Origin of the sequence: uncultured Schumannella sp. (assembly GCF_905479755.1) — a bacterium.
GTDB lineage: Bacteria > Actinomycetota > Actinomycetes > Actinomycetales > Microbacteriaceae > DCRR01.
This window is the reverse complement of the sequence record NZ_CAJQNT010000003.1, coordinates 45,330-60,799: the sequence shown is the minus strand read 5'-3', so window position 1 is coordinate 60,799 and position 15,470 is coordinate 45,330. Positions and strand designations below refer to the sequence as shown.

Annotated in this window: 13 protein-coding genes; 7 read left to right on the top strand and 6 right to left on the bottom strand. The window is 67.7% G+C overall.

Going from position 1 to position 15,470, the window contains the following annotated elements; all coding sequences use genetic code 11:
* Positions 1-39: 39 nt before the first annotated feature.
* From QZ258_RS00450 to QZ258_RS00440, 3 genes are read left to right on the top strand one after another with little or no spacing between them, the layout of a single operon-like run.
* The gene (locus QZ258_RS00450) at positions 40-1,170 is read left to right on the top strand and encodes a 5-(carboxyamino)imidazole ribonucleotide synthase (protein ID WP_294178013.1); all 1,131 of its coding nucleotides are present in this window, start codon (positions 40-42) and stop codon (positions 1,168-1,170) included.
* Positions 1,171-1,178: 8 nt separating this feature from the next.
* Positions 1,179-1,688, top strand: a complete 510-nt coding sequence (gene purE / locus QZ258_RS00445) for a 5-(carboxyamino)imidazole ribonucleotide mutase (RefSeq protein ID WP_294178012.1) — start codon at positions 1,179-1,181, stop codon at positions 1,686-1,688.
* Positions 1,689-1,701: 13 nt separating this feature from the next.
* The gene (locus QZ258_RS00440) at positions 1,702-3,060 is read left to right on the top strand and encodes an LCP family protein (RefSeq protein ID WP_294178010.1); all 1,359 of its coding nucleotides are present in this window, start codon (positions 1,702-1,704) and stop codon (positions 3,058-3,060) included.
* Between the two features lie 6 nt (positions 3,061-3,066).
* Here the strand turns inward: QZ258_RS00440 and QZ258_RS00435 are convergent, their stop codons facing one another.
* From QZ258_RS00435 to rfbB, 3 genes are read right to left on the bottom strand one after another with little or no spacing between them, the layout of a single operon-like run.
* Entirely contained in the window at positions 3,067-4,203 is a 1,137-nt protein-coding gene (locus tag QZ258_RS00435) for a glycosyltransferase family 1 protein (protein ID WP_294178008.1), read from the bottom strand.
* A complete protein-coding gene (gene rfbD, locus QZ258_RS00430; RefSeq protein WP_294178006.1) occupies positions 4,200-5,063 on the bottom strand; it encodes a dTDP-4-dehydrorhamnose reductase in 864 nt (287 codons plus the stop codon). Before rfbD ends, QZ258_RS00435 begins: the two co-directional genes overlap by 4 nt.
* Positions 5,060-6,046, bottom strand: a complete 987-nt coding sequence (rfbB, locus tag QZ258_RS00425) for a dTDP-glucose 4,6-dehydratase (protein WP_294178004.1) — start codon at positions 6,044-6,046, stop codon at positions 5,060-5,062. Before rfbB ends, rfbD begins: the two co-directional genes overlap by 4 nt.
* Before the next feature lie 72 nt (positions 6,047-6,118).
* Between rfbB and rfbC the strand changes: the two genes are divergently transcribed.
* Together rfbC and rfbA are read left to right on the top strand one after the other, a co-directional pair.
* Positions 6,119-6,709, top strand: a complete 591-nt coding sequence (rfbC, locus tag QZ258_RS00420) for a dTDP-4-dehydrorhamnose 3,5-epimerase family protein (protein WP_294178003.1) — start codon at positions 6,119-6,121, stop codon at positions 6,707-6,709.
* Positions 6,706-7,569 carry a glucose-1-phosphate thymidylyltransferase RfbA gene (rfbA, locus tag QZ258_RS00415; RefSeq protein ID WP_294178001.1) on the top strand — a complete coding sequence of 288 codons (864 nt, stop codon included), beginning with the start codon at positions 6,706-6,708 and terminating at the stop codon, positions 7,567-7,569. The genes rfbC and rfbA overlap by 4 nt, the downstream gene beginning before the upstream one ends.
* Here the strand turns inward: rfbA and QZ258_RS00410 are convergent.
* Positions 7,566-8,657, bottom strand: a complete 1,092-nt coding sequence (locus tag QZ258_RS00410) for a glycosyltransferase family 4 protein (RefSeq protein WP_294177998.1) — start codon at positions 8,655-8,657, stop codon at positions 7,566-7,568. The genes rfbA and QZ258_RS00410 overlap by 4 nt on opposite strands.
* Entirely contained in the window at positions 8,654-9,583 is a 930-nt protein-coding gene (locus tag QZ258_RS00405; RefSeq protein ID WP_294177996.1) for a lysylphosphatidylglycerol synthase domain-containing protein, read from the bottom strand. The genes QZ258_RS00410 and QZ258_RS00405 overlap by 4 nt, the downstream gene beginning before the upstream one ends.
* Positions 9,584-9,795: 212 nt before the next feature.
* Between QZ258_RS00405 and QZ258_RS00400 the strand changes: the two genes are divergently transcribed.
* Positions 9,796-11,550, top strand: coding sequence for a cell wall-binding repeat-containing protein (locus QZ258_RS00400; RefSeq protein WP_294177994.1), 1,755 nt, complete (start codon positions 9,796-9,798; stop codon positions 11,548-11,550).
* A gap of 79 nt (positions 11,551-11,629) precedes the next feature.
* Here the strand turns inward: QZ258_RS00400 and QZ258_RS00395 are convergent, their stop codons facing one another.
* Positions 11,630-13,534 carry a glycosyltransferase family 39 protein gene (locus QZ258_RS00395; protein WP_294177992.1) on the bottom strand — a complete coding sequence of 635 codons (1,905 nt, stop codon included), beginning with the start codon at positions 13,532-13,534 and terminating at the stop codon, positions 11,630-11,632.
* A 295-nt stretch (positions 13,535-13,829) separates the two neighbouring features.
* On the opposite strand from QZ258_RS00395, the gene QZ258_RS00390 reads away from it, so the two are divergent.
* Positions 13,830-15,458 (top strand): DUF4012 domain-containing protein, encoded by a 1,629-nt coding sequence (locus tag QZ258_RS00390; protein WP_294177990.1) that lies wholly within the window; start codon positions 13,830-13,832, stop codon positions 15,456-15,458.
* Positions 15,459-15,470: the final 12 nt, after the last annotated feature.

The following is a 15,470-nucleotide window of genomic DNA, read 5'->3' as shown; positions in this document are numbered from 1 at the left end:
TCTAACCGGACTGCGTGGGGCGATCCTGGAGGTTGATCGGTGAGAGTCGGCGTGATCGGCGGCGGGCAGTTGGCACGCATGATGGTGCCCCCGGCGGTCGCTTTGGGGATCGAGATCCGCGTGCTGGCTGAGGCCGAGGGGATGTCGGCCGAGATCGCCGCGACGGCGGTCGGCGACTATCGGGATGCCGCGACGGTGCTGAGCTTCGCCTCCGATGTCGATGTCGTCACCTTCGATCATGAGCATGTTCCGCAGCTCGTGCTGACCGAACTGGGGGAGCGCGGCGTCTCGGTGCATCCGGGCCCCGAGCCGCTCGCGGTCGCGCAGGACAAGCTGTGGATGCGCGAGCGACTGACCCAGCTGGGCGCCCCGGTTCCCGACTGGGCGGCCGTGCACGATGAGGCGGAGGTGGCCGACTTCCTGGCGGCGCACGGCGGTGCCGCGGTCGTGAAGACCCCGCGCGGCGGCTATGACGGCAAGGGCGTGCGGGTGGTGCGCAACGCGGACGCGGTCGCCGACTGGTTCGCGGTCGTCGACGAGCACGCCTCCGGGGGAGCTCTGCTGGTGGAGGAGCTGGTCGATTTTCGACGCGAGCTCGCACAGTTGGTGGCGCGTCGCCCGAGCGGTGAGCTCGCGGCGTGGCCGCTGGTGGAGACCGTGCAGCGCGATGGCGTGTGCGCCGAGGTCACGGCGCCCGCGCCGGGGGCCCCGGCCGAGCTCGTCGCCGAGGCCGCGACGCTGGCGGAGTCGATCGCGACCGGTCTCGGCGTGACGGGCGTGCTCGCGGTGGAGCTGTTCGAGACCGCCGACGGGCGGCTGCTGGTCAACGAGCTCGCGATGCGCCCGCACAACACCGGCCATTGGACAATCGACGGTTGCGTGACGAGCCAGTTCGAGCAACACCTGCGTGCGGTGCTCGATCTGCCGCTCGGCGCCACGACGCCGCACGCGGCGTGGAGCGTCATGGTGAACGTGCTCGGGGGGCCCGTGGGCGCGTCGATGCCGGAGCGCTACGCGGGCGCGCTCGCCGCCGAGCCGGGCGTCAAGTTCCACTCTTACGGCAAGCCGTCGCGCCCCGGTCGCAAGGTCGGGCATGTGACGGCGGTCGGTGACGACCTGGAGGCCGTCCGCGCTCGTGCGCGCGCCGCGGCAGGGTTCTTCGAGGGCTGAGTCGTAGCATGGGCGACGTGCCTGAAGTCAAGCCGCTCGTTGCCGTCGTCATGGGGTCCGATTCGGACTGGAACGTGATGAGGGACGCCGCCGCGGCGCTCGCCGAGTTCGACATCCCGCACGAGGTCGAGGTCGTCTCGGCCCATCGCACGCCGCACCGGATGATCGAGTTCGGAACGCAGGCGGCCGGTCGCGGCCTGCGGGCGATCATCGCCGGCGCCGGCGGAGCCGCGCATCTGCCCGGCATGCTCGCCTCGGTGACGACGCTTCCGGTGATCGGCGTTCCCGTGCCGCTCGCCAAGCTCGACGGTCTCGATTCGCTGCTGTCGATCGTGCAGATGCCCGCCGGAATTCCGGTCGCGACCGTGTCGATCGGGGGCGCGCGCAACGCCGGGCTGCTCGCGGCCCGCATGCTCGGCGCCACTGATCCGGCGCTTGAGGCCCGACTCGCCGAGTACGCCGCGAGCCTGGAGACCCTGGTCGCCGAGAAGAACGCGAAGCTCCAGCGCGAGCTGTGACGCGGACTCCGGCGTGACCAGCACCAGCCCCGTCCGGAATCCGGATGTTCGTTCTCCGGAGGTCATGACGCGTCGCGCGTGGTGGCTCGTCGGGCTGAATCTGCTCGTGCCCGGCTCGGCGCAGGTGCTCGCGGGCAGTCGACGGCTCGGCCGTTTCGCGCTCGGGGCGACGTTCGTCGGCTGGGTGCTCGTTGTCGCGGTGCTGGTGCTCGCTCTCGTCCAGCGCGGCTGGCTGCTGGCGTTTCTCACCCAGCCGATCGTGCTCGCGGTCGGCGTGTCCACCCTGATCTTCTACGCCCTGCTCTGGGTCGTCGTGACCCTGGACACGCTGCGCCTGGTGCGCATCGTCCGTGTGGCGCCATCGGCCCGCGCGCCGGTCGCGCTCCTGGCCGTCGCCGGACTCGTGGTCGCGACCGGCGGTGCGAGCTACGGCGCCGCCAGCGGCGTCTCGGCCCTCGGTGTGCTCAGCACCGTCTTCGGCGGCGGCACCGTGATCGCCGAACCGATCGACGGCCGGTACAACATCCTCCTTCTCGGCGGTGACGCGGGTGCCGACCGCCTCGGTCTGCGCCCGGACTCGATCTCGGTCGTGAGCATCGAGGCAGCGACCGGGCGCTCGGTCATCTTCGGTGTGCCGCGCAACCTCGAAGACGTGCCGTTCCCGGCGGACTCGCCCCTGGCCGACGTCTTTCCCGATGGCTACTCGTGCGGGAGCGAGTGCCTCATCAGCTATCTCTACACCTACGGCGAAGAGCACGCTGATCTCTATCCGGAGGCGGAGGAGTCCGGCAGCAGCCCCGGGATCGAGGCGATGCGCGACGCGGTGTCGGGCGTCCTGGGACTGGAGCTGCAGTACTACGTCCTCGTCGACATGGCGGCTTTTGAGAACCTGATCGACGCCCTCGGCGGCATCGACATCGACGTGCAGGAGCGACTTCCGATCGAGGGCGGCCTCAACGAGGACGGCTCGCTGTTCGGGGTCGAGGGGTGGATCGAGGTCGGCCTGCAGCACATGGACGGCTACACCGCCCTGTGGTATGCCCGGTCGAGGCACTCGACCGACGACTACGACCGGATGCAGCGCCAGCGCGAGGTCCAGGCGGCGATTCTCGAGCAGATTGAGCCCGCCAACGTGCTGCTGCGCTTCAACGAGTTGGCGGCGGCGGGCGCCGCGCTCGTCACGACCGACATCCCCGGCACCATGCTCGCCCACTTCGCGGAGCTGGCGTTGGACGCGCGGGAGTTCGACCTGGTCACCTACGACTTCGTGCCGCCCGAGGTGGAGACGTGGCAGCCCGACTTCGACGCGATTCGCGCGGTCGTCGACGAACTCACGACGGCGGTGACGCCGAGTCCCACGCCGGTGCCCTGAGACGGCTCAGAGTTCTGAGTGGAGTCGCCAGACCTGCTCGGCGGAGTCGCGCCAGCTGTATGCCGAGACGCGCTCCCGGCCACGGATCGTGAGACGCTCTGCGAGCGCGGGGTCCTCGAGCACCGAGCGGATCGCCTCGGCGAGGCGTCGCGGATAGTGCGCAGGGTCGGCGCGCGCGACTTCGAGCCCGGCGCCGCCAGCGACCTCCGAGACGGCGGGCGCATCCGAATGCACGACGGGCGTGCCGAGCGTGAACGCTTCGAGCACGGGAAGGCCGAAGCCTTCCGCCACACTCGGAAAGACGAAGACGCTCGCCCGCGACAGCACCACGGCCAGGTCGGCGTCGTCGAGCCGGCCGAGCGTGCGGACCCGCCCCGGCGCCAGGCCCGCCTCGGCGATGAGCGCGCCGATGTCGACTCCGCCCCAGCCGCCCGCGCCGACGACCAAGAGCGGAACGTCGTCGGGCGTGTCGGCGAGCGAGCGAATGAGCTGATCAAGTGCCTTGCGCGGCTCGAGGCTGCCGACGGCGAGCAGGTAGCGCTCAGGCAGCTCAAGCGCCGCGGCGCGGCTCTCCTCGTCGTCGGGCAACCCCAGGTCGCTTCCGACGGCAGCGCCGATGACGCGGACCCGGTCTCCGAATTCGAAGTGCGCCGACAGCTCCCGCGCGACGGCATGGGTGTCGACGATGATGGCGTCGGCGAAGCGCTCGGCCCGCCTCGCCATGGCCCGGTGCCAGCGGACGCCGTGCGGGGTCAGCGTCTCCGGGTGGGTCCAGGGCACGGCGTCGTGGATGGTCACGGCGAGCCGAGCGCCGGGAGAGTTCCGGTGGCCGGAGCGGAAGATCGGGGCGAGCAGGCTCGGAGCGTGGACGGCGCCGCTCCAGTGGGGACGCGCGAGGCCGAGCGACCAGGCCAGCGACAGCTCGCGCCGGGCCAGCGCGGTCGTGTCGAGGCGAGCCAGCCCGGGGATCGTCGATCGGATGCGCGCGCGGTCGGCCTCGGGGGAGGCGGAGACCACGCCCGTCACCTCCCAGCCAGCCGGCGCGGTGTCCACGAGGCCGCGTGCGAGCTCAGCGGTGTAGCGCCCGATGCCGCCCGGCACCGGTGCCACGAGCTGGTCGACGATCACCCGGAGTTCGCTCATGCGGCCCATCCCTGTGCCCGCGCGGCGTCGCCAAGCGCCTCGCGCCAGCCTCGCATCGGAGTCAGTCCGGCGGCATCCCACGAGGCATGGTCCAGCACCGACCACGCGGGGCGCGCCGCCGGCATCGCGAAGTCGATCGCTCGCGCCGATTCCACGGGGAGGTGTCCGAGCCCCGCATCTTCGAGGATGGCCCGCATGAACTCGCGTCGGCTCGTCTGGCCCGAGTTGGTGCCGTGGTAGATCCCGCCGGGGACCGGGCGATCCGCCAGTTCGACGATGCGCTTCGCCAGGTCGCGCGCCCACGTCGGCTGTCCGATCTGGTCGTCGGCTCCGCGGAGCGGCCGTCCGGTGCGTGCCGCGGCGAGCACCGCGTGCGGGAAGTCGCCGGGGCCGCCGTACAGCCAGGCGGTTCGGACGATCGAGGCGCGGCCGTCGCTGGCGGCCATCACCCGGCGCTCGCCCTCGGCCTTGGTTCGGCCGTAGGCGTTGATCGGACTCGGCGGCGCGTCGGCGCGGTAGGCGCTCGTCGCGCGACCGTCGAAGACGTAGTCCGTCGACACATGGACGAGTCGGGCGCCGCGCAGCGCGGCAGCGCGGGCCACGTTCTCGGCGCCGAGCGCGTTGGCGGCGAACGCGCCGTCTTCATCGTATTCGGCCGCATCGACGGCCGTGTACGCGGCCGCGTTCAGGACGACGTCGGCGCCGGAGATCGCGTCGGCGATCGCGTCGGGGTCGGTGATGTCCAGCTCGGAGCGGCCGCGCGCGGTCACCTGGCGCCCGGCGAGCGCGGCGACCAGCTCACGCCCGAGCAGGCCGTGGGCACCGGTGACGAGCCAGCGGGCGTCGGATCGAACGGTCATGCGAGACCGGCGCGCTCGAGCAGCGGCTCCCACCAGTCGCGCCGGGTTCGGTACCAGTCGACCACCTCGGCGAGGCCGCGTTGGAACGGGACCTCCGGCTGGTAGCCCAATTCAGTGCTGATCTTGGTGATGTCGACGCTGTAGCGCAGGTCGTGGCCCTTGCGGTCGGCGACATGGTCGACGGCGTCCCAACCGCGACCGGTGGCATCCAGCAGCAGCTCCGTGAGCTCGCGGTTGGTCAGCTCGGTGCCACCGCCGATGTTGTAGATCTCACCAGCGCGCCCCGTCGCCAGCACGAGCGCGATGCCGCGGCAGTGGTCGTCGACGTGCAGCCAATCCCGCACGTTCGAGCCGTCGCCGTACAGCGGAACGCGCCCGCCGTCGAGCAGACGCGTCACGAACAGCGGGATGACCTTCTCGGGGAAGTGGTACGGCCCGTAGTTGTTCGAGCAGCGGGTGATCGAGACATCCAGGCTGTGGGTGCGCACGTAGGAGCGCGCGAGCAGGTCGCTTCCCGCCTTGCTCGCCGCGTAGGGGGAATTCGGCTCCAGGATGTGGTCTTCGGTCCACGAGCCCTTCGCGATCGAACCGTAGACCTCGTCGGTCGAGACGTGGACGACCTTGCCGACGCCGTGGCGCACAGCGGCGTCCAGCAGCGTCTGCGTTCCGACGACGTTGGTCGACACGAACGGACCGGCGTCGAGCACGGAGCGGTCGACGTGCGACTCGGCGGCGAAGTGGACGATCGCGTCGACGCCGGGCAGTTCGCGGTCGAGCGCGCCGGCGTCTCGAATGTCGGCGTGCACGAAGCGATAGCGCCGATGCTGCGCGATCGGTGCGAGGTTTGCCCTGTTTCCCGAGTAAGTGAGGGCGTCATAGACCACGACATCGGCGTCCGCCAGCGTCGGGTACGCGCCCTCGAGGGTGCGGCGAACGAAGTTCGAGCCGATAAATCCGGCGCCCCCGGTGACAAGAATCCGCACGATGTGAGTCTAGCGAGCCCGCGCTCGGAGTCTGCCGTACGGGTGACCGGAGCGGCTCGCTAGACTCGCGGGGTGGAGATCCGTGCCCTGAACGTCCCTGATTGCCTGGAGTTCGTGCCTCTCCATCATCGGGATGAGCGCGGCGAATTCCTCGAGTGGTTTCGGGCCGATGAACTGCAGGCGGCGACCGGTCGCAGGTTCGACCTGCAACAAGCGAATCTCTCGGTGTCGGTCGCGGGCGTCGTCCGCGGCATCCACTTCTCCGACGTGCCTCCCGGCCAGGCCAAGTACGTTGTCGCGATGAGCGGACGCGTGACCGACTATGTGGTCGACCTTCGGGTCAGCTCGCCGACCTTCGGCGTCTGGGACGCGGTCGAGCTCGACGCCGAACGGCGCAGCGCGGTCTTCTTGCCGGAAGGCATTGGGCACGCATTTTGGGCGAGGACCGACGCGACGGTCGCGTACTTGACGACGGACGTCTACAAGCCCGACCACGACCGCACCATTTCACCCCTCGACGCCGCGATCGGTCTTCCTGTGCCCGCCGACGCGAAACTGTCACCCAAGGACGAGGGGGCCCCCACGCTCGCGGAGGCAGGCGAGCAGGGCTGGCTTCCGTCGTGGGATGCCTGCCAGACCTGGTACCGGGAGGTCGGCCGATGAAGGGCATCATTCTCGCGGGCGGATCCGGGACCAGGCTGCATCCGATCACGCTTGGCATCTCTAAGCAGCTGATGCCGATCTACGACAAGCCGATGATCTACTACCCCCTGTCGACGCTGATGCTGGCGGGGATCCGAGAGATCCTGATCATCACGACGCCCGAGGACCGCGCCAACTTCGAGCGCCTGCTGGGGGACGGGGCGCATCTCGGGATCCGGCTGGAGTATGCGACGCAGGCGGAGCCCAAGGGGCTCGCGGAGGCGTTCCTCATCGGCGCCGACTTCCTCGCGGGCGACTCGGCGGCGCTCGCGCTCGGCGACAACGTCTTCTACGGCGCGGGGCTCGGTACCCGGCTTCGTGAACACACCGATGTCGACGGTGCGGTGATTTTCGCGGCGCCGGTCGTCGACCCGAGCGCGTACGGTGTCGTCGAGTTCGACGCCGAGGGTCGCGTCCTCAGCATCGAAGAGAAGCCCGCCGCGCCGAAGAGCGGTTTCGCTGTTCCTGGGCTCTACTTCTACGACGCCGGGGTGGTGGAGGTCGCGCGCACGATTACGCCGAGCCCGCGCGGAGAGCTCGAGATCACCGACATCAACGCGGCGTACCTCGCCGATGGCCGGCTGCGGGTTCAGCCGCTGGAGCGCGGAACCGTCTGGCTCGACACCGGAACGATCGACTCGATGGTCGCGGCGACCGAATTCGTCCGGGTGATCGAGGCTCGACAAGGCGACAAGATCGGCTGCCTCGAAGAGGTGGCGTGGCGGCACGGCTGGATCACCGACGAGGAGCTGGCGCGGCTCGCGGAGCCGTTGGTGAAGAGCGGCTACGGCGAGTACCTGCAGCGGCTGTTCCGCGGCTAGCGCTCGCCGACCTCGGAGACGTGACGGTCGAGTTCCTCACCCATCCGCTCGACCGAGTAGCGGGCGCGCGCGGCGACCGCGAACTTCTCGGCCTGATGGGACAGCTCGGCTGAACCGAGCAGCTCCGTCAGCCGCCGCGCCCACGCCTCCGCATCGCCGCTGTCGACGAGATAGCCGGTCTCGCCGTCGACGATTGCGTCCTGGAGCCCCTCGAGCCGCGCGGCAACGGGGACAAGACCCGCTTGCGCCGCCTCGACGACGACGAGCCCGAATCCTTCCATGTCGCCGGCGACTTCGATGTTCGGCTGGATGAACAAGTCCGCTTGCGCCGTCAACTTGCGACGGCACGGTTCGGAGACGCGGCCGAGCAGGTGAACGCGTTCGGAGACTCCGTGCTCGCGAGCAAGTCGCTCGATGAGTTCGCGATCCTCGCCCGACCCGACGACGAGATAGTGCACATCCTGAGCCAGTTTCGGCATCACGCATTCAACGAACCATGCAACGCCTTTTCGACGCACAAGGCGTCCCGTAGTGAGTAGCAAGCGCGCGTCGGGGCTCACCCCGATCCGGTCGCGGAGGTCCGCGTCTGTCGGTGCAGTTGTTGTCGGCTCGGGCGCGCTCGGCACGACTCCCATGGTCAGGACGGCGGCACGGTCAGGTGCGACTCCAGCATCGATTGCGGTTTGTAGAGTTGCGCGGCTGATCGCGAGCACGCGCGGGGACCGGCGAAGGGCAGCGTGGACGACCGAACGGTACATCCGATTCTCGTAGGTGACGTCGAGCCCGCACACCATGGTGAACGCGGGGATGCGCAGCAGCCGAGGGATCCAGCCGAGCGCCGCCCACGCGAGCGCATCTCCGAACAGGTACACCCGCGTGCGGTCGGTGATTCCCTGGGCGAACATTCGCGCGCCGGTCACCGGCAACCACCACACGAGGTGGATGTTGCTTCGACCGAGGCTCAGATGATCCGACCGGCGCTCGCGAGAGGCGAGCGCCAAGGTGGTGTTGATCGCGAGGGTCTCCATGCCGCCCACCGACGGCGGGAACTTGCGCGTGACGTAGGTGACGCGGCGAGGGGACGTCATTTCGGGCTCTCGTTCTCTGTCGGAGTCAACACCTTATTGCGGCGCCGCGCCGTGAAAAGGAGCATCGCGACGTCGCCGAGGGTCATCATCACGCGGTGGACGACCGCGATCCCGAGCACCGTAGGAACACCGAGTGATCCGCTGAGCACAAGGACGAGGACACCCTCGCGTACGCCCACGCCCGCGGGAACGATCAGTGCGGCGAACCCAGCGACCCAAGACAGCGCGTAGGCGCTCACGCTGATTGCCCCGTCACTCCAGGAGGGGGCGCTGGTCGCCCCGACGAGCGCGGACAGGGCCCCGCCGAGCAGGGCCCAACTCAATAGCGACCAGGCGCCCGCCGCAGCCATATGGCGGTGCGAGAGGGGCGGAAGCCCTTCGGATCGTCGAAGGACACGGAGAGCCTTGCTCAGCAGTCGGTTGAGGATCGGCGGCCAAAGGACGACCAGTCCGATCGCGATCAAGACGACCGGAACCAGGGCCGTCGCGCCATCCAGGTCAGGAACGGCGAAAACGGCGCCGACCGCGATCACGGATGCGACGGTGACGCTCAGCAGCAGTGCGATCGTCATCGATCCCACGCTCTGCGTTCCGCTGAGGCCGAATGCGCGACCCAGGCGGGCGCTTGCCACGATCGGCCACACGCCTCCGGGGAGGTACTTGCCGAGTTGCGCAGTGAAGAACACGGTCGCGGCTTCGGAACGGGTCAACGGGGTGCCGAGTGCCGCGGCGACGGCCCGCCAAGAGAGCATGTTCACATACAGGCCGGCGAAGATGAGGACTGCGGCCGCCAGCACCCCCAGGGGCGCCAGATCTTGCAACGCGGTGAGCACCTGATCCCACCGGCTTGTGATTGCCCAGACGAGAAATGCCAGCGCCAGCGCGCCGAAGACGATCTGACTGATCGATCGCCAGTTCTTGCGCATATCAGGTCCCGTTCCCTCGGTCGGTAGTGGTCGCAGACCGCATGGACTCTAACACTCACGCTCACGGTGTTTCATCGGCGCACAGAGGCGCTGAGAGCATCACCCGCGAGCCGGCATCGCCGCCAGCGGTGACATGCAGTGCCGAAGATTCCCTTAGCTTGCCCTTGAGGGTTGGGTTATCATAAGGAACGCGCTGGGGGCAGACTCGGCGCATGATCGGCCGCGGGGGGCTACCGATGAGAACTCTCCGAACGAAGATCATCGGCATCCTTGTCGCGACCGCCAGCGTGATCGCGACCGCTGTGATCGCATCACCTGTCTCGGCGGCGACTCCCGACTGGTCTGACTTCGACGCCGGGTACATCATCAGCGACTATGCGATGTACAACGACTCGGCCATGACCGAGGCGGAGATTCAGGAATTTCTCGAGTCTCAGTCCGGGGCCTGCAGCAATGCGCGATGCCTCGATATCCTTCGTGTCGACACAAGCGACAAATCGGCGAGTACAACGTGCAGTGCCTACAGTGGCGCGAACGATGAGCTGGTCTCGCGCATCATCTATCGCCTTCAAGGGCTGTGCGACATCAGCGCCAAGGTGCTGCTTGTGACGCTTCAGAAGGAGCAGGGGCTCGTCACCTCGACGGCGCCGAGCGCGTCGGCCATTCAGATTGCGACGGGATACGGTTGCCCCGACACGAGCGCGTGCAACTCCACGTACTACGGCATCGATAACCAGCTCTATTGGTCGGCCCGTGCGTACGGCTGGTACCGGGTGAACCCCTACGACGGCACCGAGGTCGGCGCTGAGTCGATCTATTATCATCCGCGATCCAACCCCAGCTACCAGAATCCACCGACCTGCACGTCGAAGAGCGTGATCGTGCGAAATGAAGCGACTGCGGCTCTGTACAACTACACGCCGTACACCCCGAACGCCGCGGCGTTGGCCGCAGGTTGGGGACTTGGCGATTCGTGCCCGTCGTATGGCAACCGGAACTTCTGGGCGTACTACGTGAGCTGGTTCGGCAGCCCGACGACCCTTGTTCCCAGCGGGGTTGATACCGAGCGCTTCGCCGGGTCTGATCGCTACGAAACCGCCGTGATGCTGTCGCGGGATGCCTACTCATCGGGGGCCTCCACCGTCTACATCGCCGGCGGACTCCACTTTGCCGACGCATTGTCGGCCGGACCCGTGGCCGCGGCGGTCGATGCCCCGCTTCTTCTGGTCTCGCCGACCTCGATTTCGACGACGGTGCGCACGGAGCTTGAGCGGCTGTCGCCGGATCGTATCGTCGTTGTCGGCGGTGTTGACCGCGTGAGTGCGGAGGTTGTTGCAGAGCTCTCGAGCTTCGCTTCTGAGGTCGAGCGGATCGCGGGTGCGGACCGCTACGAAACGTCAAGACTTCTGGTCGAGTCGGCGTTTGGCGAGTCCGGTGCGCCCCTCGTCTTTGTCGCGAACGGGGAGAACTACCCGGACGCACTGACTGCAGGGGCCGCCGCGGGAAGCTTGGGTGCGCCAGTGCTGGTTCTCCCGAGCTTCAGCGAGGAACTCAACGAGCAGGCGGAGGCTCTCTTGGTGGCGCTGGGCACAGCAGAGGTGAGGATCGCTGGAGGGTATCCGTCCGTTCCCGAGGCGACCGAAACCGCTCTCGTCGAGGTTCCCGGAGTCGCGACCGTCACGCGGTACGCGGGGAGCAACCGATACGAGACATCTGAATTGATCAACCGTGCGGTGTTCGAGACTCTCGACACCGCGTACATTGCGACCGGGGCGAACTACCCGGATGCTCTCGCCGCGAGCGCTGTCGCGGCAGCGTCGAACGCCCCTGTGGTGCTGTCCTCGCGGGTGTGTGTCCGCACTGGGTCCCTTGAGCACCTCGTCTCGTCGGGTCTTTCTCGGGTCATCATCGTCGGAGGTACGCCGTCGCTGGCGTCCACGGTTGCGGAGTACCAAACCTGCGGCTGAGGCGCACGTCTCACCACCTGGCAGAGGCGCCCGACGTCTCGGAGGTGGATGTCGTGCGGGGGGCGGCGCGACACGGCCGTCAGTTCGCGGGGGTTACGGAACCATCCGAATTCACAGACCCGACGAAGGCCTCACGAACGGTGAGATTCGTCGTGCGTGGAGTCATTAAGAGATGGCGGTTCCAGTACTTCACCGTCGTGGTCGCGGTGGCCTCGGAGGGTGTGGCGGTCCAATCCAACGCGTCCGCGCCGAAAGTGAGAGCAGCGAGCTTCCCGTCGGTCGCATCGGCAAGCAATCGGAGGTCGTCCCGACTGCCGCCGCTCACCGTGACGACCTGAACATCACACATCGTGCGCACCGTCGGCGCGTAGTTCGCGGGGAGATTCGCGCTGGCGATCGCCACCACATCGACCTGGATCTCCTCGACAGCGTCACAGATCGCACTGATTTCGGACGCTTGTGAACCCGCCTCCGTCTCGAAGAAGATCTGCCCCCACGGGCTGAGGGTCAGCGCGCCGGAAACCGCAAGCGTGCCGAGCGCGAGCCATCGCGAGACGCGCCCGCGGCGCCACCAGACGGCGAGTGCGAACGCAAACGCGATCAACAGAGTCGGTGTGATTACCGGGAGCACCCGACGGAATGCCCAGATCTGGTCCGGAGTCACCGAGACGACGTTGAAGTAGAGCATCGCCGACGCGGCCGCCACCGCAATCAAGACGATCCACTCTGGCTTGTGGTCGGACACTGCGCGGTAGAGCCACAGTGTGATGCCGACGATTGCGCCGAGGAGCAGGGGCCAGCCGAAGTACCAGGCAAACCACCACAAGGTGTACTCGTCGTAGCTCTGCGAGCCGTCGAGGGGGAGGCCATCCTGGGCTTGAAGCGCTTCGACCGCGCGCTGATACGACGGGTGGCTGATGAAGTGATTCGTCATCCAAAGCGGACGTGACACCCAGTAGATGAACAACCCGGCGACGATGACCGCCCCGCCAATCGCAACTCGTTTCGTCGTTCGGGGTGCCCACGGCCCGCGTCGAGCAAGCGGCAGCGCGGATACGGCGATGAGGACGACCGACACGATCGCGGTCCCGAGCCACAAGAGTTGGGGCATCGACCCGAGGTCGCTCAGATATCGAGGGGTGTTCAAGACAAGATCAAGCGCGCCCAGGCCGATAATCAGCCAACCCGCAGCCGAAAATGCGACGATATTCGTGAGCGGCCGCGAGACGCTCACCGCCCGTCCTGCTCCCAAGGCGATGAGAACCAGCCCGAATGACGCGCCGGTGAAGGCCAAAGCCCCGTCAATTCTGGTGAGTGCCGCCGATGCGATTAGGGCGCCCGCGAGCACGAACTGCGTCGTGCGCTGCGACCTCAACGCGGAAAGGAGTACCGTCGAGCCCGCGAGCACGACGAGTGTCGCCAAGATTTCGGTGTAGGACGTGCGCGAGAGGTATGTGAAGGGCATTGACGCGCCCATCAAGACGCTGGGAACGAGAGCCCACACGGGGCCCACCACACGCCGAGCGAGTCCGTACAGTGCGATGAGCGCGACGGCACCGATGACAAGGTTGGTGGAAGTGCCGCCCTCGACACCCGCGACCCAGAAGCCGATCGCGACCATCGCCGGATAGCCGTTGCTCCCCTGCAAACGCGTGATGCCATCGCTCGAGGTGGCGAAGACCCCCAACTTTTCGGTGATCGTGGGGGAGAGCTCGGCGAGCTGGCTGGCCTGGCGCACGTCGATCGGCGAGCCGCCGGTGACCGCGATATTCGCGCCGGTCACCATATAGATTCCGGGGTCGCGGATTGCGACGATGTACTCGGATGCCATCGGCAGGTTGAGTGCGAACCAGACTCCCGCGAACACGAACGCAGCGAGCGCGCCGAGCGCGGACCATGGCTGTGTCGGGACCGCCAGCCGGTTGAACGCCACCACGAGCGCGGAGAGCACGATCGCCAACGGTACGAAGATCGGCCAGACCATCACTCCAAAGGTGACGCAGGCTGAGGCCGCAAGGAACACGGCCGCGAAAACAAGCACGATCGGGTCCGGCGCGGCAGTGACAATGCGCGCGAATCGGCCGAATGATGATCCGCGTTCCCTGCGGAGAGGGCTCCGCCCAACTGAAATCATGGCAACTCCGAAAGGCACGATGGCTGGACCATGCCGAATACCGACAACGCCAACCGTCACTCTACTGTCGAGAACAGGTGCGCCGAGATGACAAGATCGAAACGCGGCGCGCGCTGTGCCGCGGCCGAGACGAGAGGACGTGCGCATGGACTCGCTTCCGGGCTATCGCCAACCAAGGCTTTCCGGGGCGCGCCGCTGGGTACGCACTTTTGCGGGGGCACTCGCTATCGTCGCGCTATCGCTTTCGGCCTGGATCGGCGTTCGGGCGTTTATCGCGTACGACGCGCTCGTCAACGCACAGTCGCGAATCGGTGACATCACCTCGAGTCTGGCGAGTCTAAACTTCCTGACGCTGCCGGTCGCCATCGAAGAGATCGATCACGATCTCGGGGTGGCCCGCTCGATGATGAGCGACCCGATCTGGCAAGCCCTCGAATCCGCACCGGTCGTCGGCGGCAGCCTCGCGAGCGTGCACGAACTCACAGCGGCGCTCGACGACTTCGTCGGTGATGGCTTGCTGCCGCTCGCGAACGACGCGCAGGATCTGTCTCTCGATGCGCTGCGTCCGAACGACGGCCAGATCGATCTCGAAGCGATCGAGACCCTGGTGGCCGCTGCTGGCTCTGCCACGGGTGGGTTGCACGAATTGCGTGCCCGAATCGAAGCTATCGACCAGACGGCGGCGCTAGGGCCGGTCCGTGGGGTGATAACGCGGCTTCTGGCGCAGGTCGTCTCTGCGGACGAGTCGGCACTGCGCGCCGTTGGCGTGTTGCAGTTGATTGAACCCGCCATCGGCCTCGAGGGGCAGCGCGGCTACGCGGTGGTGCTCTTGGACAGCGGTGTTGATACCGCGATCGGCGGCCAAGCCCTCGGTGTTCTCGAAGTGACGATGAGTGCTGGCGCAATCGATGTCAGCGCTCCGATGACCGCCGCCGAGGCAGGCCTTGACACTCCGCAGTTCCGCGAATTGGAGCGGAGTCCCGGCTTCCCGGCGTACGCGCGCGAGGCATCGTTGGCGCTCGGCTCGGTGTGGGGTCGTGACGTCGATGCTGTGCTTGCGATCGACTTGGTCGGGCTCGCCTACCTTCTCGATGCCACTGGCCCGATCACGACCTCCAACGGCACGCTGCTGTCGGGCGAAAGCCTGCGAGAAACGGCAGACGGGGCATCCTCCGTCGATGGAGGCGACGCGACGGCGGTGCTCGAGGTGACAGTCTCAGCGGTCGTGGCCGGTGAGGGAGCAAGCCGCGGTTTCCTGGCTTCGGCAGTTGCGCTGCGTGACGAGCGACGTCTGAAGATGTGGAGTTCGGATGCGGTGGAGCAGGAGGCTCTCGCCTCCACTTCGTTGTCCGGTGACTTCGCGGTGGTTGACGCGGCGTCGACCAGCTTCGGTGTCTTCGTCGTTGATCACGCGGAGGCCCAGCTCCGCACCCCCGTCTCCGTCGGCATCGAACTGCTGTCGCAGGGCTGTGCCTCCGAGCAACAACTCGTGATTTCGCTCGACGCCGGCACCCTGGCGGTCGAACGCGATCTGATCGTGTTGGGCCCGATCGGCGGGGAGATCTCGGAGCTCGGTGGCGCGGACTCGGTAACCCTGGGACAGCCGACCGTCGAGGGCAGGGATGCCGCCACAGCGCACGTTCGGATCGACCCTCGCGGTCACGCGGTCGTCACGGTCAGTTTTGCGGGAGCAGCGGAAGACGACGTGGAGAGCAGCGTCGTGACGAACGCGCGAATCGTCCCGACCGAGGTGGTGAGGTTGCCGTGCCCGTAGCGCGGGCTATCT